At 62.1% G+C, this 22,409-nt stretch carries 23 protein-coding genes; 10 read left to right on the top strand and 13 right to left on the bottom strand.

The features are described from left to right. The first annotated feature begins 65 nt into the window (after nucleotides 1-65). The 4 genes from B9Z48_RS19345 (at nucleotide 66) to B9Z48_RS19330 (ending at nucleotide 3,105) form a co-directional block, all read left to right on the top strand. Nucleotides 66-692: an NUDIX hydrolase gene (locus B9Z48_RS19345; protein ID WP_158273324.1), complete on the top strand. Its 627-nt coding sequence runs from the start codon at nucleotides 66-68 to the stop codon at nucleotides 690-692. Nucleotides 693-870: 178 nt separating this feature from the next. Next, entirely contained in the window at nucleotides 871-1,242 is a 372-nt protein-coding gene (locus B9Z48_RS19340) for a hypothetical protein (protein WP_108380329.1), read from the top strand. A 93-nt stretch (nucleotides 1,243-1,335) separates the two neighbouring features. After that, the gene (locus tag B9Z48_RS19335) at nucleotides 1,336-2,622 is read left to right on the top strand and encodes a DUF932 domain-containing protein (RefSeq protein WP_108380328.1); all 1,287 of its coding nucleotides are present in this window, start codon (nucleotides 1,336-1,338) and stop codon (nucleotides 2,620-2,622) included. Nucleotides 2,623-2,625: 3 nt separating this feature from the next. Continuing rightward, entirely contained in the window at nucleotides 2,626-3,105 is a 480-nt protein-coding gene (locus tag B9Z48_RS19330) for a hypothetical protein (protein ID WP_108380327.1), read from the top strand. Here B9Z48_RS19330 and B9Z48_RS19325 read toward each other — a convergent pair. From B9Z48_RS19325 to argS, 10 genes are all read right to left on the bottom strand, one after another. Continuing rightward, nucleotides 3,072-3,413 carry a cyclic-phosphate processing receiver domain-containing protein gene (locus B9Z48_RS19325; protein WP_108380326.1) on the bottom strand — a complete coding sequence of 114 codons (342 nt, stop codon included), beginning with the start codon at nucleotides 3,411-3,413 and terminating at the stop codon, nucleotides 3,072-3,074. The genes B9Z48_RS19330 and B9Z48_RS19325 overlap by 34 nt on opposite strands. Beyond that, nucleotides 3,410-4,228, bottom strand: a complete 819-nt coding sequence (locus B9Z48_RS19320) for an NAD-dependent deacylase (protein WP_228769166.1) — start codon at nucleotides 4,226-4,228, stop codon at nucleotides 3,410-3,412. The genes B9Z48_RS19325 and B9Z48_RS19320 overlap by 4 nt, the downstream gene beginning before the upstream one ends. Nucleotides 4,229-4,455: 227 nt before the next feature. After that, nucleotides 4,456-5,061, bottom strand: coding sequence for a putative toxin-antitoxin system toxin component, PIN family (locus B9Z48_RS19315; RefSeq protein ID WP_368664966.1), 606 nt, complete (start codon nucleotides 5,059-5,061; stop codon nucleotides 4,456-4,458). Continuing rightward, nucleotides 5,058-6,377, bottom strand: a complete 1,320-nt coding sequence (locus B9Z48_RS19310; protein WP_228769165.1) for a class I SAM-dependent RNA methyltransferase — start codon at nucleotides 6,375-6,377, stop codon at nucleotides 5,058-5,060. The genes B9Z48_RS19315 and B9Z48_RS19310 overlap by 4 nt, the downstream gene beginning before the upstream one ends. Nucleotides 6,378-6,390: 13 nt before the next feature. Next, nucleotides 6,391-7,932 (bottom strand): RNA polymerase factor sigma-54, encoded by a 1,542-nt coding sequence (locus B9Z48_RS19305; RefSeq protein WP_089956143.1) that lies wholly within the window; start codon nucleotides 7,930-7,932, stop codon nucleotides 6,391-6,393. A 37-nt stretch (nucleotides 7,933-7,969) separates the two neighbouring features. Further along, nucleotides 7,970-8,728 carry an LPS export ABC transporter ATP-binding protein gene (gene lptB, locus B9Z48_RS19300; protein ID WP_089956139.1) on the bottom strand — a complete coding sequence of 253 codons (759 nt, stop codon included), beginning with the start codon at nucleotides 8,726-8,728 and terminating at the stop codon, nucleotides 7,970-7,972. Then, entirely contained in the window at nucleotides 8,725-9,372 is a 648-nt protein-coding gene (gene lptA, locus B9Z48_RS19295) for a lipopolysaccharide transport periplasmic protein LptA (RefSeq protein ID WP_194944668.1), read from the bottom strand. Before lptA ends, lptB begins: the two co-directional genes overlap by 4 nt. 127 nt (nucleotides 9,373-9,499) lie before the next feature. After that, the gene (locus B9Z48_RS19290) at nucleotides 9,500-10,141 is read right to left on the bottom strand and encodes a thiol:disulfide interchange protein DsbA/DsbL (protein WP_089956372.1); all 642 of its coding nucleotides are present in this window, start codon (nucleotides 10,139-10,141) and stop codon (nucleotides 9,500-9,502) included. Between the two features lie 51 nt (nucleotides 10,142-10,192). After that, complete coding sequence (locus tag B9Z48_RS19285; RefSeq protein WP_089956369.1) at nucleotides 10,193-10,855, bottom strand: SPOR domain-containing protein; 663 nt, start codon at nucleotides 10,853-10,855, stop codon at nucleotides 10,193-10,195. Nucleotides 10,856-10,866: 11 nt separating this feature from the next. Continuing rightward, nucleotides 10,867-12,576, bottom strand: a complete 1,710-nt coding sequence (gene argS, locus B9Z48_RS19280) for an arginine--tRNA ligase (protein ID WP_108380324.1) — start codon at nucleotides 12,574-12,576, stop codon at nucleotides 10,867-10,869. Nucleotides 12,577-12,762: 186 nt separating this feature from the next. Here argS and B9Z48_RS19275 point away from each other — a divergent pair, with 186 nt between their 5' ends. Then, entirely contained in the window at nucleotides 12,763-13,110 is a 348-nt protein-coding gene (locus B9Z48_RS19275; protein WP_108380323.1) for a PsiF family protein, read from the top strand. 84 nt (nucleotides 13,111-13,194) lie between these two features. Here B9Z48_RS19275 and B9Z48_RS19270 read toward each other — a convergent pair whose 3' ends face one another. Together B9Z48_RS19270 and B9Z48_RS19265 are read right to left on the bottom strand one after the other, a co-directional pair. After that, on the bottom strand, nucleotides 13,195-14,121 hold the full coding sequence (locus tag B9Z48_RS19270; protein ID WP_108380322.1) for a LysR family transcriptional regulator: 927 nt from the start codon (nucleotides 14,119-14,121) through the stop codon (nucleotides 13,195-13,197). A gap of 73 nt (nucleotides 14,122-14,194) precedes the next feature. Then, nucleotides 14,195-15,127 carry a hydroxymethylglutaryl-CoA lyase gene (locus B9Z48_RS19265; RefSeq protein ID WP_089956124.1) on the bottom strand — a complete coding sequence of 311 codons (933 nt, stop codon included), beginning with the start codon at nucleotides 15,125-15,127 and terminating at the stop codon, nucleotides 14,195-14,197. Nucleotides 15,128-15,335: 208 nt separating this feature from the next. Between B9Z48_RS19265 and B9Z48_RS19260 the strand changes: the two genes are divergently transcribed. From B9Z48_RS19260 to B9Z48_RS19240, 5 genes are all read left to right on the top strand, one after another. Then, on the top strand, nucleotides 15,336-17,567 hold the full coding sequence (locus B9Z48_RS19260) for a malate synthase G (protein WP_089956120.1): 2,232 nt from the start codon (nucleotides 15,336-15,338) through the stop codon (nucleotides 17,565-17,567). Nucleotides 17,568-17,835: 268 nt separating this feature from the next. Then, a complete protein-coding gene (locus tag B9Z48_RS19255; protein WP_089956116.1) occupies nucleotides 17,836-18,069 on the top strand; it encodes a hypothetical protein in 234 nt (77 codons plus the stop codon). Between the two features lie 12 nt (nucleotides 18,070-18,081). Continuing rightward, nucleotides 18,082-18,351: a cysteine-rich CWC family protein gene (locus B9Z48_RS19250; RefSeq protein WP_089956113.1), complete on the top strand. Its 270-nt coding sequence runs from the start codon at nucleotides 18,082-18,084 to the stop codon at nucleotides 18,349-18,351. After that, entirely contained in the window at nucleotides 18,348-19,889 is a 1,542-nt protein-coding gene (locus B9Z48_RS19245) for an MFS transporter (protein WP_089956109.1), read from the top strand. The genes B9Z48_RS19250 and B9Z48_RS19245 overlap by 4 nt, the downstream gene beginning before the upstream one ends. Before the next feature lie 3 nt (nucleotides 19,890-19,892). Next, nucleotides 19,893-20,663: a class II glutamine amidotransferase gene (locus tag B9Z48_RS19240; protein WP_089956106.1), complete on the top strand. Its 771-nt coding sequence runs from the start codon at nucleotides 19,893-19,895 to the stop codon at nucleotides 20,661-20,663. 739 nt (nucleotides 20,664-21,402) lie between these two features. On the opposite strand, the gene gshB is transcribed toward B9Z48_RS19240, so the two are convergent. Continuing rightward, nucleotides 21,403-22,344: a glutathione synthase gene (gene gshB, locus B9Z48_RS19235; protein ID WP_089956103.1), complete on the bottom strand. Its 942-nt coding sequence runs from the start codon at nucleotides 22,342-22,344 to the stop codon at nucleotides 21,403-21,405. Nucleotides 22,345-22,409: the final 65 nt, after the last annotated feature.

Genomic DNA, 22,409 nt, shown 5'->3' with positions numbered 1-22,409 from the left:
TGCTCATCACCCTGCCAAGCCTGCATCTGATGCCAACGCCAACATCACACAACCCAATGCCCCACATGACCCACCACCCGCGCCCGAACAATCATGGGCAGCCCGTCGCCATCCACTCACCCAGCCAAGCCACACCATTGCCAACCTGGCAGGACCCCGACGCCATGGCCTGCGTGGTGCCCGATGGCCCCATGCCCGACGAGCTCCATGGTGTGCCTGTCGAGCGTTGGCATGCGGCATCTGCCACAACGCAAGAATGGGAAGAGCTGGCCAAACGGCACTGGATTGATGAGCCGGCCTTTGTTTTGCCCGCCGGGTTGGACAGAACTGCGGCCGGTGCCGTGGTGCGGGAGCCCGATGGGCGCATCTGGCTGGTGGCACCCACCAACCAGTTTGCGGGCTACCAAGCCACCTTTCCCAAGGGGACGCTGGATGGCAAGTCCATGCAAGCCACGGCATTGGTCGAGGTGTTTGAGGAAACGGGTTTGCAAATCCGGCTCAAACGCCATTTGGTGGACGTGCCCCGTTCTGTCAGCTACACGCGCTATTACCTGGCCGAGCGGTTGGGCGGCTACCCGGGGGATATGTGCTGGGAAACGCAGGCCGTCATGTTGGTGCCCGTCAACCAACTCATGAACCACCTGAACAACCACCATGACTGGGCGATCGTTGAGGCGATCAGGGCTTTGTGAGGCGACCTTGCTTGATCAGCCTGGCCGTTGATCGCAGAAGCGCAAGCATTGGGGTGGGCGTGGCGGGGGGGGGCAAGCCCTGCGCACCGGAGTCCGACGCCGACACATCCTGTCGCATCCCTCTCGACACTCCATCCATCCCCAACATATTCACCCCGCCGGGCAGGGCCTGCCGCCTTTGAGTGATGCCGAGGTGGAGGTCCGGCTGGAATACAAGCTGGACGAGTCCAACGCTTTGTATGACGAGATGAGCAACAAGCTGTTGGCCAGCCAAGAGGCGATGGGCGGGCGCGTGGGGCCCGAGGGTCTGAACATGCAAGTGATGGACGATGACCCGGCAGTGCACAACTGGCTGGATGAAAAGAACCCCTGGATGGATCGGCAAGGCTGGCTGACACACGATCTGCTGGCGCACAACCATGGCCACCATCCACGCTTTGGCGTGGCGGCTTTGTTGCAGACAAACACCGTGTGGGTGGAAGTGCATACCGTGCGTTCGTATGTGTTTGATTTGCGGGCGGGTGCGTTCATATCGCCTGAGACCAAGTGAAGCCAACCACCGGACCAGATGCGTCGCAAGTCGCGAAGACGCGCAGCGTGATCCTGGCTTGGCTGGGTTTGCCAGCCGATACCCGCATGGTGCATGAGTTTGATGAAGGGCCCGGTTCACGCGCTGCGCAATGCGCTGCGGTTGGCCTTGCAAGCCGCTGATGTGGTGGCCTCGCTGGTGGTGTCTTTGCAGGCGAATCGGTTTTTGCAGCCGGGTACGACACCTTTTGTCGCAGCCGTTCAGACAATGCACTCAGGCCATCCATTGGGGGTGGCCAGCTTTTTCTGGGGGTTCATGATGAGTCACGATTTGACGATGCGGCCGGACGGCTTTGTGGAAATGGCTTGGACGGGGCAGACGCCTTGGCATCGTTTGGGGCAGCAGCTGCCAGCGGGTGCGCCGATGGATGTGTGGTGCCAGCAGGCGGGTCTGGGTTGGTCGATTCGCAGTGCCAATGTCGAGTTTCAGGTAGACGGGTTGCCGGGCGAGTTTGTGGACAACAGCGTTTATGAGCGGCGCAAATTCAGCAACAGTTTGCCCAATCGGCAGGTGCTGTACCGCAGCGATACGCATCAGGGCTTGGCGGTGGTGTCTGACCGTTACAAGGTGGTGCAGCCGCAGCAGGTGATGAATTTTTTTGAGTGGTACGTGCGGGAAAACGCTTTCACCATGTCGGCCGCAGGCACCATGCGAGGCGGGGCCATTTTGTGGGCCACCGCCAAGACGGGCAACAGCGCGGCCTTGCCCGATGGGGATGAGCTGGCTCAATATGTGTTGATGTCCACCAGCTGCGACGCGAGCAGCAGCACCGAGGTTCGCCTGACCCATGTGCGGGTGGTGTGTGCCAACACCTTGTCCGAGGCCAAAGAAGAAAGGGCCTCGGTCAAGATCCGGCATTCGGCCATGTACGACCAGGAGTCGGTCAGGCGCGAGTTCAACATGCGGCACATGGGCGATATCCGTTTGCCCTTTGAGGCGTTTGTCGAAACAGCCAAGGACTTGGCCACACGTCAGGTCAATGCTCGCAAGGCGTCAGATTATTTGGTGGCGGTGGTGCAACGCATGCGCCATGGTTTTATGGGCGCAGGCTTGGAGGCGGGACAGTCGCTGCAGGAGTTGCCGACGAACCTCGATCGCCAAAAGATCGAGGAGGCCCATGCCTACAAAACGATGATGCGTTTGTTCGACGGCGAGGGCATGGGCTCCGACCAAAAGGGCAGCCGGGGCACGGTCTGGGGTTTGCTCAACGCGGTGACCGAGTATGTGGACCACCACGAAAAAGGGCGCAAGCAAAATCCGGCTGACCGCTATTTCAGCGCCTGGATGGGGCACGGCCATAAGCTCAAGCAAGAAGCTTTGAGCTTGGCCCAGCGAGTCTGAGCGGTGGATGCGGGCTGGTGGGGCCAATGGGCCTTGTGGCACAGCAGCCGCCAGACTTTGGCAGCTGTGCGTGACACGCGTATGGCGTTGGCCGTGGATGGCGAACGGTCTTTGCGGGTGAACGCCGACATCGAAGACTTGTTGGCTTTGCGATCTGACCCTTGCGAAGGCGTCAGAGCTGGCGATGATGGTGCACCAGCAGGTGGCGTGGTCTGGGGCCTGCGTGCAGGCTTTGGCGTTGCGTGCAGCCCCGCCGATCAGCCTCGCGCTTTGCAGGGTGCCTGGTCGCAAGTGGTGAAGCCCGACACCCGTCGGGCGCTGCTGCTGAGGGTGCATGCGCCGGGCGACTTCAACCCCAAGTCAGCGCTGTGGACGGCCTGGCGCGAGGGCCTGCAGCCCCATTGCCGCGTGAGCTATTGGGACGTGTGGGACCCGCATTTGGCGGTGGGTCACAAGCGGTTTGTGGTGTGGGTGGGGGATTGAGGGGCGGCCTGCCGCTGTTCAATGGCGGCGATGCCCGCCAGCATTTTCTGTTTGGCCGATGCGTTGGCCGAGTGGACTTGCATTCTGGGCGGTGCAAAGCCTTGGGTGAAGACGGCTTCCTCGATCCACAGCACCACGTCGTAGCCAGTGCCGCGTTTGTCATCGCCTAAATCGTGGTCCAGGCTGATGTCGCTGACCTGTCCTGATTTCAGCAAAGCTATCGCTTCGTCCGGCCAATAGACACGCGTCCACCCGGCGGGGGTCTCGCGTTCGTCGTCCAAAAAGACCTTGAGGGATGGCGCTGTCATGCAGCACGCGCCTTCAGCGCCTCCAACAAGGCAGGCAAGCCAGCTGCAGCCGTACTGGGCCATTGCAGGCTCAGGTATTGGGCCAGGCCCGAGGGGGTGGGGTTGATTTCGGCCACAAATTTGCCCAGGCGGTGGGCGTTGATGGGCAGCTCGGCAGCAGGCCACACCACACCCGAAGTGCCGATGACCAGCATGGCGTGGCAGGCGTCGACCGCGTCTTCGGCGTGCCGCCAGGGTTCTTGCGGCATGGCTTCGCCAAACCAGACCACGCCGGGGCGGATGTGGCCGCCGCAGTGCAGGCAGCGTGGCGGCTCTAGGTGCATCAGCTTGAGGTCGGGCTCGCCGGAGGCAAAAGCGCCGGGGCGTGCGCAGGCCGCGCAGCGCGGCGCAAACAGGCTGCCGTGCAAGTGCGTGACGTGGGCGCTGCCTGCGCGTTCGTGCAGGTTGTCCACGTTTTGTGTGACCACATCGACGTGCACCGCTTGGCCATGCACGCTTTGCAGCGTGTCAGCCAGCTGGGCAATGGCCAGGTGGCCTGCGTGGGGCTGGGTTTTGATCACCTCACCCCGGCGGCCTTCGTACCAAGCCCAGACGCGTTGCTTGTTGTTGCGCCAGCCGTCGGGCGAGGCCAGTTCTTGGGGGTTGAATTGTCCCCACAAGCTGTCGGGCTGGTTGCCGGATGTGTTGCGAAAAGTGGCGATGCCGCTTTCGGCCGACATGCCCGCGCCCGTGAACACCACGATGCGTCGCGCTTGCAGCAGGGTTTCGATCAGTTTTTCGGGTGGGGCCATGGCGGCGTTGGGGGCGGTGGTCATGCGGTGAGCTCCTGAATGCAATGGATCGGCCAGTATGCGCGGCAGCGCGACAGCTGGTGTCGGGTTTGATGCCAGCGGGCACCGACCGGTTGTGCATTTTGTGGGAGCCCGGCCCTCGGGGCGATGGAGGTGGTCTGCGAGGCTCTATCGCGGCGAGGGCGCCGCTGCTACAAGGGGCGGTGCAGTCTCAGAAGGGGCGGTGCAGATCCCAAAAAGGGTGGTGGACCTTACAGCGGTGCGGGCTCGGTATTGGGTGATTTTGTGCTGGGCATGGCCGGGTTGAGGGCCACGCCGCAGCGTTCCAGGCGTTTTTTCATGCACAGCACTTGCGCGTCTTTGCTGTGCAGGGTGGCGGTGTGCTGTACGGCCAGGTCGATGAACATTTGGTCGTCGGCGTCTTTGCAGACATAGGGGGCTTTGGGTGCGTCGGGCTGCAGTTGCGCCCAGCGGTCAAAGTGCGCCAATACGGCGCTGGCGGGCAGTTGGCGGTGCGCCAGGCGTTTGACAATTTGCGGGTATGCCAGCACGCGGGCCAGCTCTTCGCGCATGGTGGCGGTGGCCAGCCACTGCGTGCTGCCGGACTCGACGCTGGTGCGCAGGGCTTCGGCTCGGGGTTCGTCAAACACCCACAGGTCGAGCACGATGTTGGTGTCCAGCACGCGGCGGGTCGGTGCTTGAATCCCGTCTGCGCCCGCAGACTGCCGCTGGGCCGAGACATCTTCACAGCCACCCTCAAGGCCAAGCTGGGCGCTGACTTGAGCCGCCACCTGTGCAGCCACCTGAATGCCCATCTGAACACCCACTTCCGAGCCCATGCCCACCTCCAGACTCATGGGGCAGCTGTGCCCGAGACGTCGGGGCCGGGCGTGCCCGCTGGGCTCTGGGTGCCGTCGCCAGGCACGCGCTTCAAGCTGCCTTTGATCATGTCAAAGCGAAACAGACGGCATTCGATGGGGCCGTTCCACATGGGCACGCGGCGCGATTCTTTCAAGCGCATTTTGCTGGGCAGCTTCAGGTCGGGCGTGAGCATCCAGGCGCTCCAACCGCTGTAGTTTTTCTTCCAGTGGCTGGCCAGTTGGGCAAAGAAGTCGCCTCCGTCGTCGGTCTGAGCAGTCTCGCGGTGGTGGCTTGGGGCGGCTGCTCTGGAGCTTGCCAGCGCACCAGGCTGGAAGTTCTCGCGCCCGCGCCCGGCCACACCCGCTGCGGCAATGCGTTCGCCATAGGGCGGGTTGAGCAGCATGACGCCGGGCGTCTCGCTGGGGGGCATGCGTTGCAGCGCATCACCACCTCGGAACTCGATCACGCCGGACACGCCAGCACGCTCGGCATTGCGCTCCGAAAAGTCGACCATGCGGAAGGCCACATCGCTTCCAAAGACGGGCGCGGTGGGTTCGTGTTCCAGGTCACGGGCTTCTTCGATCAGGCCTTGCCAGACGTGGTTCTGGAAGGGCAGCAATTTCTCGAAGCCAAAGCGGCGTTGCAAACCTGGGGCGATGCCGCAGGCGATTTGCGCCGCTTCGATCGGGATGGTGCCGCTGCCGCAGCAGGGGTCGTACAGGGGCACGGTGGCGTCCCAGCCGCTGGCCGCGATCATGGCGGCGGCCAGGGTTTCTTTCAAAGGCGCATCGCCCTTGTCGGTGCGCCAGCCGCGCTTGAACAGCGGCTCGCCCGAGGTGTCGATGTAGAGCGTGGCCGTTTCGGGGGTCAGGTGCGCGTAGATGCGCACGTCGGGCCAGCTGGTGTCGACGCTGGGACGCTCGCCGCGCTTGGCGCGAAAGCGGTCGGCTACCGCGTCTTTGATTTTGAGCGCCGCAAAGTTCAGGCTGGTCAGTGGGCTGTGCTGCGCCGTGATGTCGATCTTGAAGGTTTGCTTGGGCGTGAACCAGATTTCCCAAGCCACTTCGCTGGCTGCGCGGTACAGGTCGTTTTCGTTGCGGTAATCGGTGACCGACAGCTGCACCAGCACGCGCTGGGTCAGGCGGCTGTGCAGGTTGATGCGCAGGGCGTCGCGCCACGAGGCGCGGGCCATCACGCCGCCGCGCCCGGTCATCAGGTCGTGGCCCGTGAGGCCGGTGATGGCGTGGACCTCGTCGGCCAAAAAGCCCTCAACGCCAGCGGCGCAGGGCATGAACAGGTTCAATGAATTCACGGGGAAAGTCTTCTCAAAGGGTTTTGCGCAGGTTGGCGGGCGCGATCTTCAGGGCTTCGCGGTACTTGGCCACCGTGCGACGTGCGCAGTCGATGCCTTGCTCTTTCAGCATCTCGGAAATTTGGTTGTCCGACAGGGGTTTGGCGGGTTTTTCAGCCGCAACAAACTGCTTGATGAGCGCCCGCACGGCGGTGCTCGACGCGGCGCTGCCGCTGTCGGTGCCCAGGCCCGAGCCAAAGAAATACTTCAACTCAAACGTGCCTTGCGGCGTGGACATGTATTTGGCCGTGGTCACACGGCTGATGGTGGACTCGTGCATGCCCAGCTCGTCGGCAATTTCGCGCAGCACCAGTGGGCGCATGGCCAGAGCGCCGTGCGTCAAAAAGTTCTTTTGTCGCTCGACGATGGCGGTGGACACGCGCAAGATGGTGTCAAAGCGCTGCTGGATGTTCTTGATGAACCAGCGGGCTTCTTGCAGACGTTGCTGCAAGCCCGCGTGGCTGTCGCCCTTGCCGCCGCGCAGGGCGTTGGCATAGATGTCGTGTACACGCAGCTTGGGCATCACGTCGGGGTTGAGCTGGATTCGAAATTTGGGTGTGCCGGTTTTGCTGGTGTTGACCACCAGCACATCGGGAATGATGATGTTGCGCTCGGCCTGCACAAAGGGCCGGCCCGGTTTGGGTTCAAGCCGGGCAATGAAGGGAATGGCGGCTTTGACCACGGCTTCGCTCAAGCCACAGGCCAGCGCCAAACGCTTGTAGTCGCGCTTGGCCAGCATGTCCAGCGGCTGGGCGCAGATGGCCAGTGCCGCTTGGGCCACTTCGTCGTCGGGGGAGTCCTGCAGACAGGCTTTGACCTGGATGCGCAGGCATTCGGCCAAGTCGCGTGCACCCACGCCCACGGGTTCGAGCGATTGCAGCAAGCCCAGCGCCACCGTGAATCGGTGCACCAGCTCGTCGATTTGTTCAAGGTCGTCAGTGCCGGCCAGGCTGGCGGCCAGTTCGGGCAGGGTGTCGGTCAGGTAGCCATCGTCGTTGAGCGACTCGATCAAAAAGCGCAGCGCAGCGCGGTCAATCTCGGACAAGCGCAACGACAAGGCCTGGCGGTGCAAAAAGTCGGTCAGAGAGCCGCTGCTGCCGGCCAGGTCGATGGCGTCGGCGGTTTCTTCGCCGTTGTTTTGGCGTGGGGTGGCGTCGCCGCCCCATTCGCTGTCGTCGGGGCGCATGTCCACGCTGCCGTCGCCGTCCCAGCTTTCGGCCACATCGGTCACGGCTTCGTCACGGGCTTCGTTGGCGTTGTCCTCGCTGCTGCTGGCGCTGCTGGCGCTTTCGCTCACGCGGTCGCCCAAACTGACGTGGGTGTCGGCCTGGTCCAGACCAAAGGCTTCGGCAGGCGCTTCTTCCTCGGTGCGTTCAAGAAACGGGTTCTCGTCCAGCATCTGGTCCACCTCTTGCGACAGCTCCAGCGTGGACAGTTGCAGCAGGCGGATCGATTGTTGCAGCTGGGGCGTGAGCGCCAAGTGCTGGGACATGCGCAGCGACAGGCCGGGCTTCATGGCTGTGCTTTCGTGTCAAGGCGTTGGGATGGGTGCATCACATGCGGAAGTGTTCGCCCAGGTACACCCGGCGCACATCGGCATTGGCCACGATTTCCTCGGGTGTGCCTTCGGCCAGCACGCGGCCTTCACTGATGATGAACGCGTGATCGCAAATGCCCAGGGTCTCGCGCACATTGTGGTCGGTGATGAGCACGCCAATGCCGCGTTGCTTGAGGAAGGCGATGATGCGCTGGATCTCGATCACGGCGATCGGGTCGATGCCGGCAAAAGGCTCATCCAGCAAAATAAAGCGCGGGTCGGTGGCCAAGGCGCGGGCAATTTCGACGCGGCGGCGCTCGCCGCCCGACAGCGCCACCGAGGGGGAGTCGCGCAGGTGGTCCACCCGCAAATCGGCCAGCAGTTCGCTCAGGCGTTTTTCGATTTCGGCATGGGCCAAAGGGCGGCCTTGGCCATCGGTTTGCAGCTCAAGAATGGCCCGCACGTTGTCGGCCACGGACAGTTTTCTAAAAATCGAGGCTTCTTGTGGCAAATAAGACAAGCCCATGCGTGAGCGCTTGTGAATCGGCATGCGCGTGACGTCTTGCCCATCGATCAGAATTTGCCCCCCGTCGGCGCTGACCAAGCCCACGATCATGTAAAACGAAGTGGTTTTGCCTGCGCCATTGGGGCCCAGCAAACCGACCACTTCACCTTTGTCGACTTGCACCGACACGTCGTGCACCACTTTGCGACTGCCGTAAGCTTTTTTGAGGTGCCGGGCTTCCAGGCGGCTGGTGAACGGGGCCTGGCTCATGGTTTGGATGGCGTGGCAAGGCCAGGGCTGTTGCGCAAAACGGGACGCGGTGCGGTCTGGGCTGGAGCGGCCGCAGGGGCCGATGGGTTTTGACGAGGCGTCAAGGTGGCCCGCACACGCTGGTCCCGGGCGTTCGGGCTGTCTTGTGTCCGGCCATCCACCTGAATCACTTCGGTGGTGTTGTTGAACACAATGGTTTGCCCCTGAATTTGGTCTGCCACCACGGTGCCACGAAGCATGCGCACTTCGGCGCGTTTGACCAGGGTGACCACATCGGCTTGGTTGTCATAGGTGAGGGTTTCGGCCTCGCCTTCGGTGAATTCCTCCAGACCTTCGCGTTTTTGACGAAAGAACACCCGTTCATTGGGGGCCGCCCACAAGCGGGCCACTTGTTTGCCTTGGCTGTCTTGCTGAACTTCCATGCGGTCGGCCCGCAACACCAGGGTGCCTTTGGTGGCGACCACTTGGCCGTTGAATTGCGTCAGTTGTTTGTTGTCGTCGTGCCGCATGCTGTCGGCTTCAATGTGCATGGGCTTGTCGCGGTCAGCTTTCTCAGCCCATGCAGGCAGGCTCAACCCGCCCAGGCCCATGAGCATGGCGCTCAAGACGACGGTCAAAAAAGGGGTGTGGAATGTGGAGGGCATGAATCTTGCTGGACAATCGTTCGATTGTAGGCCCAAGCCTTGACGATCGGCTGCCAGCACGCCCGTGACCCAAGAAAAACCCGGGATGGATGCTGTGCGAGCACCCATCCTCAGGCTGGGGGCGGCCTCAGCGTGCCGTGCGGGTTTGGGCGATGAGGGATTCGGCCACCTTCAGGGCGCGGTCCATGCTGCCAGCCAAGGTGCCATCAACGTAATAGCGACCCGCTACGCCCAAAGAGGGCACGCCTTCGATTTTGAAGTCGTTTTGCAGTTGCACCGCCCGTTTGCATTTGGTCGCCACGCCAAATGATTTGTAAATTTCATTGAACTTGGCTTTGTCGATGCCTTGCTTTTCAATCCAGGACAGCACCGCCGCGTCGGTGTTCAGCATGAGTTTTTCGCCGTGGATGGCTGTGAACACGCGCACATGCATTTTTTCAACCAAATCCATGGCCTCGAGCGTGAAGTAGAGGCGTTGTTGCGGGGCGAAGTCTTCGCGAAAGGCCACGGGAATGCGACGCACGGCCACGTCTTTGGGGGCATTTTTTGCCCATTGCGCAAATTGGGGCTCAAAAGCGTTGCAGTGAGGGCAGCTGTACCAGAAGAATTCAAGCACTTCAATTTTGCCGGCACCCGCATCGGTGGCCAATGGCTTGTCGAGCGTGATGTAGTCCTTGCCCGATTTGAAAGCTTGCTGCGCCCAGGCAGGCAAGCTGCCCAAGAACGCGGCTGTGGACAGCAAGGCGGTGGAAAAAAAGCGACGTTTCATCAAGGCTCCTTGGGTTTCAGCGACCCTTTGGGCGCTGGTGTTCATGTCATGTCAACGCTGCAATCGCACAAGCGTGTTGTCGATGCCGTTGGCATCCATTTTGGCCCGTGCGCGTTCTGCAGCATTTTTGTCTTCAAAAGGCCCCATCCGGACGCGGTAAACGATGCGTCCGCCTTGATCGCGCTCAGACACTTTGGCATCCATGCCCAACATGGCGAGTTTGGCTTTTTGCGCATCGGCGTCGGCACTGGTACGGTAGGCCCCGGCCTGGACCAAGTAGTCAAAAGGTTCATTGGCACTGGCTTTGGTGACGGGGGTGCTCAAGGTGGTTTTGGCTTTGGCCAGATCACCCAGGGGGTCGGCAGTCACGGCGGCAGGGCGGGGCTCGGCTTTGGGCGTGTCTGCGGGAGCTTTGTCGGCAGGTTTTTCGGCCAGCTTGTCTTTGGGCTGGTCGTCCACCACAGGTGCTTTGGTTTCAGGCAGGGGCGCAATCTCTTCGGCGGCTTTGGGCTGCAAGACGCTGTTGGGGTTCCAGTCCTTGTTTTTGCGCGTTTCCTGCACGTCCTGGTCGCTGGTGCGTGGTTGGTTTTTGTTGGAAAACGGTGTGGGCACCTTGGTCACGTAAATGGCCACAGCCATGGCCACGGACAAGCCCAGGACCAATCCGATGATGAAACCCAGAAAAGTACCGCCGCGTTGAGATTGAGCAATCATGGCAAATCCATTCACATTTTTTGGGGGGCAGACACGCCCAAAACCTTCAAACCATTGCGCAGCACCTGTGCGGTGGCCGCCACCAGTGCCAGACGTGCTTTTTTAACCGCTTCGTCGTCGACCAAAATGCGCTCGGCGTCGTAGTAGCTGTGGTACTGCGAGGCCAGGTCGCGCAAATAGAAGGTCACGTCGTGCGGCGCGAAGTCGTTGGCGGCCGAGGTCAACATCTCGGGGTACTTGGCCAGGGCCAGCATCAGCGCGTGGGCTTGCGGGCTTTGCAGGGCCGAAAGGTCGGCGTGCGTCAGGCTGGCGATGTCACCACCGTCTTTTTCTTTCCAGGCCGCCAGCACCGAGCAGATGCGGGCGTGGGCGTATTGCACGTAGTACACCGGGTTGTCGTTGTTTTGCGCCAGCGCCAGGTCGATGTCGAAGATGTATTCGGTGTCGGGCTTGCGCGAGAGCAAAAAGAACCGCACCGCGTCTTTGCTGGTCCACTCGATCAGGTCGCGCAGGGTGACGTAGCTGCCCGCACGCTTGGAGATCTTGACCTCTTCACCGCCGCGCATCACGCGCACCATGGTGTGCAGCACGTAGTCGGGATAGCCCTCGGGAATGCCCACGTTGGCCGCTTGCAAGCCCGCACGCACGCGGGCAATGGTGCCGTGGTGGTCGGTGCCCTGGATGTTCACCACGCGCGAAAAGCCGCGCTCCCATTTGGCAATGTGGTAAGCCACATCGGGCACAAAGTAGGTGTAGGTGCCGTCGCCCTTGCGCATGACGCGGTCTTTGTCGTCGCCGTAATCGGTCGATTTGAGCCACAGGGCACCGTCTTGTTCGTAGGTTTTGCCTGCGTCCTTGAGTTTTTGCACGGCGGCGTCGACCTTGCCGCTGGTGTACAGGCTCGACTCGAGGTAGTAGTTGTCGAATTTGACGTCAAAGGCCTTCAAGTCCAGGTCTTGTTCGCGGCGCAAATAGGCCACGGCGAACTCGCGCATGCCGTCCAGGTCGTTCACATCGCCGCTGGCCGTGCAGCTGCGGTCGTCGGACTGCACGGTTTTGCCCGCCAGAAAGTCGTTGGCAATGTCCTGGATGTAGTCGCCGTTGTAGAAAGCCTTGCTTTCGGGGTTGTCGGGGTCGGTGGGCCAAGTGGCATCACCGGGTTTGACGCCCTGCGCCCGCATGTGCGTGCTCTTGGCCAGCGTGCCGATTTGCACGCCCGCATCGTTGTAATAGAACTCGCGGTAGACCTGCTGGCCTTGTGTGGCCAACAAGTTGCAGATGGCGTCGCCCAGTGCCGCCTGGCGGCCGTGGCCCACATGCAGCGGGCCTGTGGGGTTGGCTGAGACGAATTCGACCAACACCTTGCCCGCTTGTGCGGGCTGCTGACCAAAGCAGTCGGCTGCTTGCAAGACCTCGTGCACCACGGCTTGTTTGGCGGTGTCTTTGAGGCGGATGTTGATGAAGCCCGGCCCTGCCAGCTCGATGGCGTCCACCCAGCGCTCAAAGGCGGGGGTGGTCAGCAAGGCGGCTCGCAGCGTTTCACCCAGTTGCCGGGGGTTTTGTTTGAGGGCCTTGGCCAGCTGCATGGCAGCGGTGCAGGCCAGGTCGCCGTGGGCGGCGACCTTGGGGGATTCAAAGGCCGCCCGTGCGCCTGCGCCGGGTTGGAGTTTGTCGAGCTCAGTGGCCAAGGCCGCGAGCAAATGTTGTTTGGCAGAAAGCATAGGGCGCGATTTTACGGGGATGGGGCAGGCCTGGCTTTGAACAGGCCCTGTGCGTGTTTTGAGGGGCCGCAATTACAGTTGGTCACAACTGCTGTCGCCGGGTGGTCACCATGGCGCGTTAATCTGAGAACTGCACAGTTCTGTGTGGTGTTTTTTGTCCATGCATCATTTATTGGGAGTTCACACATGCGCCACACCATTTCTATCGCTGCTTTGGGTTTTGCCTTGGTTTGCGGCTCGGCTTTCGCTGCCGACCCCGTCAAACCCGCTGCTGCAGCCCCTGCCGCGGCCGCCCCTGCCCCCGCAGCTTCTGCGCCTGCGGCTGAAAAAACAGCTCAACAAAGCAAAATGGCCACTTGCAACAAAGAAGCCGAAGGCAAAAAAGGCGATGAGCGCAAAGCTTTCATGAAAGACTGCCTGAGCGCCAGCAAGCAAGAAAAGCAGCAAAACAAAATGAAGACCTGCAACGCAGACGCTGCTGGCAAAAAAGGCGATGAGCGCAAGGCCTTCATGTCGGAATGCCTCAAGAAGTGATCTGAAAGCGAGCTCCTGTGGGAGCTCACCCCGTGGGCGATTGGGCGTGGCCCACGCCCACGCCCCCAAAGCCTTGACCGAGCGCTAAACCTTGGCCGCTTGCCAGTAACCCGGTTGTGCGTAGTGGTGTTTGAGGTGGTCAATCCACAAGCGCACGCGCAAGGGCAAGTGTTTGCGCTGCGGAAACACCACAAAAATCCCGTTGGGTGGTGCGGCAAAGTCTTCCAGTACCGCCACCAATTGGCCGGAATGAATTTCGCTTTCCACCTCCCAAGTGCTGCGCCAGGCAATGCCGTAACCGGCCAAGCACCAGTCGTGCAGCACCTGTCCATCCGAGCAGTCGAGGGGGCCGCCTGGCCGAAGGTGCGTCACCTCGTGGCCGATGTCCGTGGGGGTGCGAAAGGCCCAGCCTCTTGTTTGTGAGGCGTCGCTCGACAAGGTCAGGCAATCGTGTTGAAGCAAGTCTGACGGCTGTTTGGGGGTGCCCCGCCGCGCCAAATAGCCGGGTGTGGCCACGCACAAACGCCGGTTGTCGGCCATGCGCACACTCACCAAAGAAGAGTCAGGCAGGTCGCCCACGCGCACGGCGCAGTCAAAGCCTTCGGCCGCCAGATCGACGACCCGGTCGCTCAGGTTCAGGGAAATGGTCACATCGGGGTGCAGTTCGCGAAAGCGCGGCACCAAAGGGGCCACATGGCGGCGGCCAAAACCGGCTGGGGCGGTGATGCGCAAATGGCCGCTGGCCTTGACGCCGCCCGCCGAGACGCTGGCCTCGGCGTTGGCCACATCGGACAGCAAGCGTTGGCAATCTTCCAGAAATGCGCTGCCCTCATGCGTGAGGGTGATGCGCCGTGTGGTGCGCACCAGCAGTTTTACCCCCAAGCTTTCCTCCAGTGCATCCAGCCTGCGGCCGATGATGGCCGGGGCCACGCCCTCGGCCCGGGCTGCGGCGGTCAGGCTGCCTTTGGTGGCAACCGCGACAAAGGTTTCAAAGGCTTTGAGCTTGTCCATGCGGCCCGATTATGCGGGTTCAAGGTTGGAATTTTTGCAGATTTTGCTGAATTGATGTTGTTTTTGTGGGTGCCTACAAAACCGAGGGCCAGCCCTTGGGCAGTCCCGCCTCAGGGGTCATGCCATACAGCGGCTCGCCGGGCAGCCCGGCTTTGAGCGGCTCGCGGGCGGCCATGAGGCGGTTCAGATCGACCCCGGTGGACACGCCCATGGCCTCGAACATGAACACCAGATCTTCGGTGACCACATTGCCCGATGCACCCGGCGCATAAGGGCAGCCGCCCAGGCCACCCAGCGAGCTGTCGAAGGTGCGCACCCCCACCTCGTAAGCGGCCAGGCAATTGGCCAAGCCCAGGCCTCGGGTGTTGTGCATGTGGGCTGCGCCCGTCAAGGTGCCAATTTCGCTGAACAGCGCCTTGAACAAGCGGCTAACCTGTGCCGGGTTGCCCATGCCGGTCGTGTCCGACAGGCCGATTTCGTCTACCCCCGCTTGTGCCAGTTGCGCCGCCAGACGCAGCACATCGTCCTCGGGCACCAAGCCCTGCAAAGTGCAGCCAAAGGCGGTGGACATGCCCACCTCGACCGGCACATGGGGCGCGATGTCGTCCCGCAGGCGCAAAACGGCATGCACCTCATCCACCATGGCTTGGGGTGTTTTGCGCACATTGGCCAGCGAATGGGCAGGGCTGGCCGAGACGGGCAGGGTGAGCTTTTGAGCGCCTGCAGCCAGCGCGGCTTGGGCACCGCGCAAGTTGGGCACCAGCGCCATCACCCGCACACCGCTGTGGCGCAGCGCGTGCTGCACCACCTGCGCGGCGTCGGCCATTTGCGGCAACAGTTGGGCTGGCACAAACGAGGCCACTTCGATTTCGCGCAGACCGGCCACGGCCAGCGCGTCGATCCAGCGCAGTTTGTTCGCCGTGGGCATGGTGGCTTTGACCGATTGCAGGCCATCGCGCGGGCCGACTTCGCTGATCAAAACGGATGGAGTAAGGGCAGGTGTCATGGCTGAATTAAACCGCAGTGCTCAGAGCGGCTGATGCGCTCAATCCCGACTTGTATTTGTGTTTAAAAGTCATGGGTCTATGCAGTTTGGGCAGGTTTATCTGCGTCTAAATTTAGAATAGAGTGCTTGACGATGTTGGCCGACCGTTGTCGCTGTGGATGCGCATGGCGGCCTTCCCCCATTTTTTGACTTGACCCCAGAGGTTTTTATGACTGAACGCACCGCGATCCACAACCTGCAAGTGGCCAACCCACTGCTGAGTTTCATCAACGACCAGATGCTGCCCGCCACCGGCGTGGACCAGGACAAGTTCTGGAAAGGCTTCAACGACATCGTGGCCGACTTGGCCCCGAAAAACATCGCCCTGCTGGCCGAGCGTGACCGCATCCAGACCGCCATGGACGAGTGGCACACCGCCAACCCTGGCCCTGTGGCTGAGGGCAAGGCCATGAAGGCCTACCGCAAATACCTGAGCCAAATTGGCTACCTGGTGCCCGAGCCCCGCAACGCGCAAGCCACCACCGCCAACGTGGACGCCGAACTGGCCAAGCTGGCGGGCCCTCAGTTGGTCGTGCCGATCTTGAACGCCCGCTACGCCCTGAATGCGGCCAACGCCCGTTGGGGCAGCTTGTATGACGCGTTGTACGGAACCGACGCGATCAGCGAGGCCGACGGCTGCGAAAAAGGCTCGGGCTACAACCCCAAGCGCGGCGCCAAAGTCATCGACTACTGCCGCCATGTGCTCGACCGCACGGCCCCTCTGAAAACCGGCTCACACGTCGGCAGCAAGGGCTACATCGTCAAAGCGGGCAAGCTGGTCGTGACCCTGGCCAACGGCAAAAACTCCACCTTGGCCGATGCCAAGCAGTTCGTGGGCTACACCGGCGATGCCAAGGCCCCAGCCTCGGTGCTGTTCGTGCACAACGGCATCCACCTCGACCTGCAAATCAACAAGACCACCCCCATCGGCAAGACCGACCCCGCTGGTGTGTCCGACCTGATCGCTGAAAGCGCGCTGTCCACCATCCTTGATTTGGAAGACTCGGTGGCCGCGGTGGACGCCGACGACAAAGTGCTGGCCTATGCCAACTGGTTGGGCATTTTGCAAGGCACCCTGAGCGAAGAAGTGCAAAAGGGCGGCAAAACGTTCACCCGCACCATGAACGGTGACCGCGAATACACCAAGCCCACTGGCAAAGGCACCGTCAAGCTGCACGGCCGCTCACTCATGTTTGTGCGCAACGTCGGTCACCTGATGACCAACCCCGCCATCCTCTACAAAGCCGCCGACGGCAGCACCCAAGAGATCCCAGAAGGCATCCTGGACGCCATGGTCACCGTGACCTGCGCCCTGGTCGACTTGCAGAAAAAGTCTTCGCACCCCCTGCGCAATAGCCGCACCGGCAGCGTCTACATCGTCAAGCCCAAGATGCACGGTCCCAAAGAAGTCGCCTTTGCCGACGAGCTGTTTGGCCGTGTCGAAAAAGTCATCGGCATGAAGCCTTCCACCGTCAAGCTGGGAATCATGGACGAAGAACGCCGCACCAGCGCCAACTTGAAAGCCTGTATCGCTGCCGCCAAGAGCCGCGTGGCCTTCATCAACACCGGTTTCCTGGACCGCACAGGCGACGAAATGCACACCTGCATGCTTGCCGGCCCCGTCATGCGCAAGGGCGACATCAAGAACAGCACTTGGCTGGCCGCTTACGAAAAGAACAACGTCAACGTGGGCCTGGCCTGCGGCTTGCGCGGTCGCGCCCAGATTGGCAAAGGCATGTGGGCCATGCCCGACCTGATGGCCGACATGCTCAAGGCCAAAATCGGCCACCCCCTGGCCGGTGCCAACACCGCTTGGGTGCCCAGCCCCACCGCCGCCACGCTGCACGCCATGCACTACCACCAGGTGGACGTGCCTGCCTTGCAAAAGCAGATGGAAAAGGCTGTGGCCAAGCAGGACCCCAAAGAACTGCGCGAAACCACCCTTAACGCTTTGCTGCAGTTCCCTGTGGTGGCCCCCGACGCGGCCAATTGGTCTGAAGAAGACAAGCAAAAAGAACTCGACAACAACGCCCAAGGCATCTTGGGTTATGTGGTGCGCTGGGTTGACCAAGGCGTGGGCTGCTCCAAAGTGCCCGACATCAACGGCGTGGGCCTGATGGAAGACCGCGCCACCTTGCGCATCAGCAGCCAGCACATGGCCAACTGGATGCAGCACGGCGTGGTGACCGAAGCGCAAGTGCAAGCCACCATGGAGCGCATGGCCGCTGTGGTGGACGCGCAAAACGCGGGCGACGCGGCTTACCAGCCCATGGCTGGCAACTTCGCCAAGTCGGCAGCGTACCAAGCGGCTTGCGACCTGGTCTTCAAGGGCAAGGCGCAACCTTCCGGTTACACCGAGCCGCTGCTGCACGCTTGGCGTTTGAAGGTCAAGGCGGCCTGATTTTGGGCAGTTCTGGCACTTGAAAAGACGGCTCCTTCGGGAGCCGTTTTTGCTGGGCAATGTGCTTTGCCCGTGATCCGACCCGATGGGTTTTGCGTGAACGTTTTTTTGTGGGAGCGACGCCCTCGTAGCGATAGCGCCTTGCAGACCACCGACCTTGCCTCCAAGGCGTGGCTCCCACAAAAGAGAAGATGTTTGCTGTGCTGGTGTGGCTTTCAAGCTGCCCAGGCTGGCATGCCCGAAAATAGAGGTTTTCAGGAGGTGTGAAATGCGCTGGATTGACCGGATTCCGATGTTGTGGCTGGTGGGCATTGCCCTTTACCTGGCTGGAGCCCCGTTTGTGCCCGAGCCGCACTTGACCGAAAAATGGCGCATGCTGTTGGACGGCGCCTTGAGCAAACCCATCGACATCTTTGATTTCTTCTTGCACACCGTGCCCATGGTGGTGCTGGCCATTCGCCTGTGGCGTGACGCGCAGCGGCGTCGCCAAGGCAAAAACTGAGGTTTCACCTTCATGACGCAGCTTGTGCTTGACCCCTGCCGTTGTCCCTTGTGTGGGCAGCCCAATGCCTGCGCCATGGCCACGCCCAACACCGGGGCCGCAGCGCCCGGGCCGTGCTGGTGCACGCTGGTTCAGTTCAGCGCCGATTTGCTGAAGCAAGTGCCCGAAGCGGCACGCAACAAAGCTTGCATTTGCGCAGCCTGTGTGGCGGCGTCCGAGCAGCCATCCCAAGGCACAAGCCAAGGCCAAAACGAAGGCCAAAACGAAGGCGAACACGCATGAGCCTGGCCCAAGGCCCCCACAGCCTGCAGGCGCTGCAAGCGCGTTATGGCGAGCGGCACCGTTGGTTGTTGCTGTTGTCGGTGATGCTGGGCTCCATGGCGGCGGTCATGTCGTCCACCATCATGAACGTGGCCATCCCGGACATGAGCCAACACTTCACTTTGGGGCAAAGCCGGGTGCAGTGGGTCACCTCGGGCTTCATGGTCGCCATGACCGTGTCCATGCTCACCACGCCTTGGCTGCTCTCGCGTTACGGCTACCGCCGGGTGTACGAGGTGTGCATGTGGCTGCTGCTGGGCGGTGGGGTGGTGGGCGGTTTGGCCAATGACTTTCCGCTGGTCATGGCCGCACGCGTGGCCGAGGGCTTGGCCGCAGGTGTGGTGCAGCCCATCCCGGCGATCATCATCTTGCGGGCTTTTGCTTCAGAAGAGCAGGGCCGCGCCAGTGGGCTGTTTGGCATGGGTGTGGTGCTGGCCCCGGCCATTGGCCCCAGCATTGGCGGGGTGCTTGTCGATGTGTTCGGCTGGCGTTCCATCTTTTTCATGGTGGTGCCGCTGGCCATGGTGGCGCTGTGGCTGTCGCGCCGCTATGTGCCCACTTCGGCCCCGGGCGGTGTGCAGGCCGATGCCGACAGCCCGGGCCTGGACTGGATCGGGCTGGCGCTGGCCAGCGCTTCTACGCTGATGCTGCTCAACGGCCTGGTGCAGCTGCGTGGCGATGACAGCACGGTGGCTGTAGCCCTGCTGGTGCTGGCAGGCTTGGGCATGGCGGTGTTTGTGGCTTGGCAGCGGCATTTGTTGCAGCCGGGGCGGCGCTCGCGCCGCGCCTCTTCGGGCCGAAAAGGCCAAGTTCGCCAAGCCCACCAAGCCCACCAAGCCCGGCGTGGTCCGCTCATGAACCTGCAGGTGTTTGGTCACCGCCATTTCGCCATGGGGGCTCTGGTGTCTTTCACTTACGGCATTGCGCTGTTTGGCTCCACCTATTTGCTGCCGGTTTACATGCAGATGGGCCTGGGCCTGTCGCCGTCCTACATCGGCGCAGCCTTGTTGCCGGCGGGCATTTTGCTGGCCGTGACCATCGCGGCCGTGGGGCGTTTGTCGCACCACATGCCACCCGCCCGTTGGGTGAGCTGTGGCCTGGCTTTGCTGGCGCTGTCGTTTGCGCTCATGCCCTTGGTTCACCCGGCGGCGGGCTTGGCGCTGCTGTGGATTTTGGTGATCCTCGGGCGCATTGGCCTGGGCTTCATCTTGCCTTCGCTCAACCTGGGCGCCATGCGGGGCTTGCCCAAAGACTTGATCCCGCAGGCGTCGAGCGTGATTGGTTTTGTGCGCATGCTGGGCGGTGCGGCAGGCGTGAGCATTTGCGCCATCGTGCTGGAGTGGCGTTTGGCAGTGTACGCCTTGGCTTCAAGCAGCCCGGGCAGCGCCGATTTGCGGGCCTTCAATGAGACCTTTGTGTTTCTGGCCACCATGACCGCCTTGGCCTTGTTGGCCGCCTGGAAAATGGGTGGGGCCGAAGAGCCCCCCAAGAAAGACTGAACCATGTGCCAACTGCTCGGCATGAACTGCAACACCCCCACCGATGTGACCTTCAGCTTCAGCGGCTTTGCGCAGCGTGGTGGCATCACTGACCACCACAGTGACGGTTGGGGCATTGCCTTTTTTGAAGGGCAGGGCGTGCGCCACTTTGTGGACCACCAAAGCGCCAGCACCTCACCCATTGCCGACCTGATTCGGCGCTACCCGATCCAAAGCCAGAACGTCATCGCCCACATCCGCAAAGCCACGCAGGGCGAGGTGACCCTGGAAAACTGTCACCCCTTTGTGCGTGAGCTGTGGGGCCGCTACTGGGTGTTTGCGCACAACGGCAATTTGGTGGACTACGCGCCGCGCCTGCACGGCAGCTTCAAGCCCGTGGGGCAGACCGACAGCGAGCGGGCGTTTTGCTGGCTCATGCAGGAGCTGGCCAAGTCACACGCCAGCGTGCCCAGTGTGCAAGAGCTGTCATTGACGCTGCGCGAGCTGGTGCCGCAGATCGCCCGCTTTGGCACCTTCAATTTCTTGCTGTCCAACGGCCAGGCCTTGTGGGCGCACGCCAGCACAAACCTGCACTATGTGCTGCGCAAGCACCCCTTCAACCGAGCGACCTTGAGCGATGAGGACTTGAGTGTGAACTTTGCCGAGCACACCCGAGAGACCGACCGGGTGGCGGTGGTGGTGACCGCGCCCTTGACCACCGACGAGGTCTGGGTGGCGTTCGAGCCGGGGCGCTTGTACACCTTTGAGGGCGGAGATTTGACCGTGAGCCGTTGATGCTGCGCTGCGCTGCGATCAATCTGGGAGCCCCGCCCTCGGGGCGATGAGTGGTGGTCTGCGAGGCTGATCGCGACGAGGGCGTCGCTCCTGCAGGGGGAATGCCTGCATTTTGTAGGAGCCCCGCCCTTGGGGCGATGGGTCGTGGTCTGCGAGGCTTTTCGCGACGGGGGCGTCGCTCCTACAGGGGGAATGCCTGCATTTTGTAGGAGCCCCGCCCTCGGGGCGATGGGGCGTGGTCTGCGAAGCTTTTCGCGACGAGGGCGTCGCTCCTACAGGGGGGGATGCCTGCATTTTGTGGGAGCCCCGCCCTCGGGGCGATGATTGGTGGTCTGCGAGGCTGATCGCGACGGGGGCGTCGCTCCTACAGGGGGAATGCCTGCATTTTGTAGGAGCCCCGCCCTCGGGGCGATGGGTCGTGGTCTGCGAAGCTTGATCGCGACGGGGGCGTCGCTCCTACAGGGGGAATGCCTGCATTTTGTAGGAGCCCCGCCCTCGGGGCGATGGGTGGTGGTCTGCGAGGCTTTTCGCGACGAGGGCGTCGCTCCTACAGGGGGAATGCCTGCATTTTGTGGGAGCCCCGCCCTCGGGGCGATGAGTGGTGGTCTGCGAGGCTGATTGCGACGGGGGCGTCGCTCCCACAAAAAAGCTGGAAGCCAACTTCATCGGGCCGGATCAACAGTTTGGCACATTCAGGTCCGACGTTTGCAGGCTGAAGCCGCTGATTGACAGAGCGTTCTTAAAGCGCCGCTTCCACCGCGTCCATGAACAGCGCGGCCACGTCACAGCCCATCTGGTCGGTGATTTCTTGAAAGCAGGTGGGGCTGGTCACGTTGATCTCGGTCAGGTTGTCGCCAATGATGTCCAGGCCCACCAGCATCAAGCCGCGTGCAAACAAAATCGGACCCAGCGCTTCGGCGATTTCGCGGTCACGCGCCGAAATCGGTTGCGCCACGCCCTTGCCCCCTGCGGCCAGGTTGCCGCGCACTTCACCACCTTGGGGAATGCGGGCCAAGCAAAAGGGCACGGGCTTGCCGCCGATCAAAAGCACACGCTTGTCGCCTTGTGCGATGCCGGGCAAAAACTTTTGCACCATCACGGTTTGTGCACCGCCCCGGTTCAGTGTCTCGATGATCACGCCCAAATTCAGGCCGTCGGCCCCCACCTTGAAGATGCCTGTGCCGCCCATGCCGTCCAGCGGTTTCAAGATGATGGTGCCGTGCGTGGCGTGGAACTCGCGGATGTCCGCTTCGTTGCGCGTGACCAGCGTGGGCGCGATGAACTGGGGAAACTCCAGAATGGCCAGCTTCTCGGGGTGGTTGCGCAAGGCAGCTGGGCTGTTGAAGACCTTGGCACCTTCGCGCTCGGCTTGGCTCAGCAGGTGCGTGGCGTAAAAGTATTCGCTGTCAAAGGGCGGGTCGGTACGCATGATGACCGCGCCAAAGTCCTTGAGATTGGCGCGGCGCGTGGCGGTCTGGGTGAACCAGGTGTCGGGCTGGCCCGTGAGCGTGATGTCGCGCACCTGGGCCGACACGGCTTCGCCCTGCTGCCAGCGCACATCGGTCATCTGACAGGCCGTGACTTGGTGGCCGCGCTTTTGCGCTTCGCGCATCATCGAAAACGTGGTGTCCTTGTAAATCTTGAAGGACTCGAGGGGGTCGGCAATGAAGAGGATGTTCATAAGAGGGCAGTGTTCAGATTCAATGGGCGCACTGTGACACAGAACGACCCAAAAGGGTGGCATCC

This window comes from Limnohabitans sp. WS1 (assembly GCF_003063265.1).
Classification (GTDB): Bacteria; Pseudomonadota; Gammaproteobacteria; order Burkholderiales; family Burkholderiaceae_C; genus Limnohabitans_A.
The sequence above is the reverse complement of the archived record's forward strand: the minus strand, read 5'-3'. Positions and strand labels throughout refer to the sequence as shown.

What these genes read in the sequence shown, in the direction of transcription:
- B9Z48_RS19270 (WP_108380322.1), bottom strand. Translation starts at nt 14,121, where the DNA reads ATGGACAAGCTCAAAGCCTTTGAAACCTTTGTCGCGGTTGCCACCAAA.
- B9Z48_RS19290 (WP_089956372.1), bottom strand. Translation starts at nt 10,141, where the DNA reads ATGAAACGTCGCTTTTTTTCCACCGCCTTGCTGTCCACAGCCGCGTTC.
- B9Z48_RS19260 (WP_089956120.1), top strand. Translation starts at nt 15,336, where the DNA reads ATGACTGAACGCACCGCGATCCACAACCTGCAAGTGGCCAACCCACTG.
- gshB (WP_089956103.1), bottom strand. Translation starts at nt 22,344, where the DNA reads ATGAACATCCTCTTCATTGCCGACCCCCTCGAGTCCTTCAAGATTTAC.
- B9Z48_RS19335 (WP_108380328.1), top strand. Translation starts at nt 1,336, where the DNA reads ATGAGTTTGATGAAGGGCCCGGTTCACGCGCTGCGCAATGCGCTGCGG.
- B9Z48_RS19320 (WP_228769166.1), bottom strand. Translation starts at nt 4,228, where the DNA reads ATGACCACCGCCCCCAACGCCGCCATGGCCCCACCCGAAAAACTGATC.
- B9Z48_RS19325 (WP_108380326.1), bottom strand. Translation starts at nt 3,413, where the DNA reads ATGACAGCGCCATCCCTCAAGGTCTTTTTGGACGACGAACGCGAGACC.
- lptA (WP_194944668.1), bottom strand. Translation starts at nt 9,372, where the DNA reads ATGCCCTCCACATTCCACACCCCTTTTTTGACCGTCGTCTTGAGCGCC.
- lptB (WP_089956139.1), bottom strand. Translation starts at nt 8,728, where the DNA reads ATGAGCCAGGCCCCGTTCACCAGCCGCCTGGAAGCCCGGCACCTCAAA.
- B9Z48_RS19250 (WP_089956113.1), top strand. Translation starts at nt 18,082, where the DNA reads ATGACGCAGCTTGTGCTTGACCCCTGCCGTTGTCCCTTGTGTGGGCAG.
- B9Z48_RS19265 (WP_089956124.1), bottom strand. Translation starts at nt 15,127, where the DNA reads ATGACACCTGCCCTTACTCCATCCGTTTTGATCAGCGAAGTCGGCCCG.
- B9Z48_RS19315 (WP_368664966.1), bottom strand. Translation starts at nt 5,061, where the DNA reads ATGAGTCTGGAGGTGGGCATGGGCTCGGAAGTGGGTGTTCAGATGGGC.
- B9Z48_RS19245 (WP_089956109.1), top strand. Translation starts at nt 18,348, where the DNA reads ATGAGCCTGGCCCAAGGCCCCCACAGCCTGCAGGCGCTGCAAGCGCGT.
- argS (WP_108380324.1), bottom strand. Translation starts at nt 12,576, where the DNA reads ATGCTTTCTGCCAAACAACATTTGCTCGCGGCCTTGGCCACTGAGCTC.
- B9Z48_RS19275 (WP_108380323.1), top strand. Translation starts at nt 12,763, where the DNA reads ATGCGCCACACCATTTCTATCGCTGCTTTGGGTTTTGCCTTGGTTTGC.
- B9Z48_RS19345 (WP_158273324.1), top strand. Translation starts at nt 66, where the DNA reads ATGACCCACCACCCGCGCCCGAACAATCATGGGCAGCCCGTCGCCATC.
- B9Z48_RS19305 (WP_089956143.1), bottom strand. Translation starts at nt 7,932, where the DNA reads ATGAAGCCCGGCCTGTCGCTGCGCATGTCCCAGCACTTGGCGCTCACG.
- B9Z48_RS19255 (WP_089956116.1), top strand. Translation starts at nt 17,836, where the DNA reads ATGCGCTGGATTGACCGGATTCCGATGTTGTGGCTGGTGGGCATTGCC.
- B9Z48_RS19285 (WP_089956369.1), bottom strand. Translation starts at nt 10,855, where the DNA reads ATGATTGCTCAATCTCAACGCGGCGGTACTTTTCTGGGTTTCATCATC.
- B9Z48_RS19240 (WP_089956106.1), top strand. Translation starts at nt 19,893, where the DNA reads ATGTGCCAACTGCTCGGCATGAACTGCAACACCCCCACCGATGTGACC.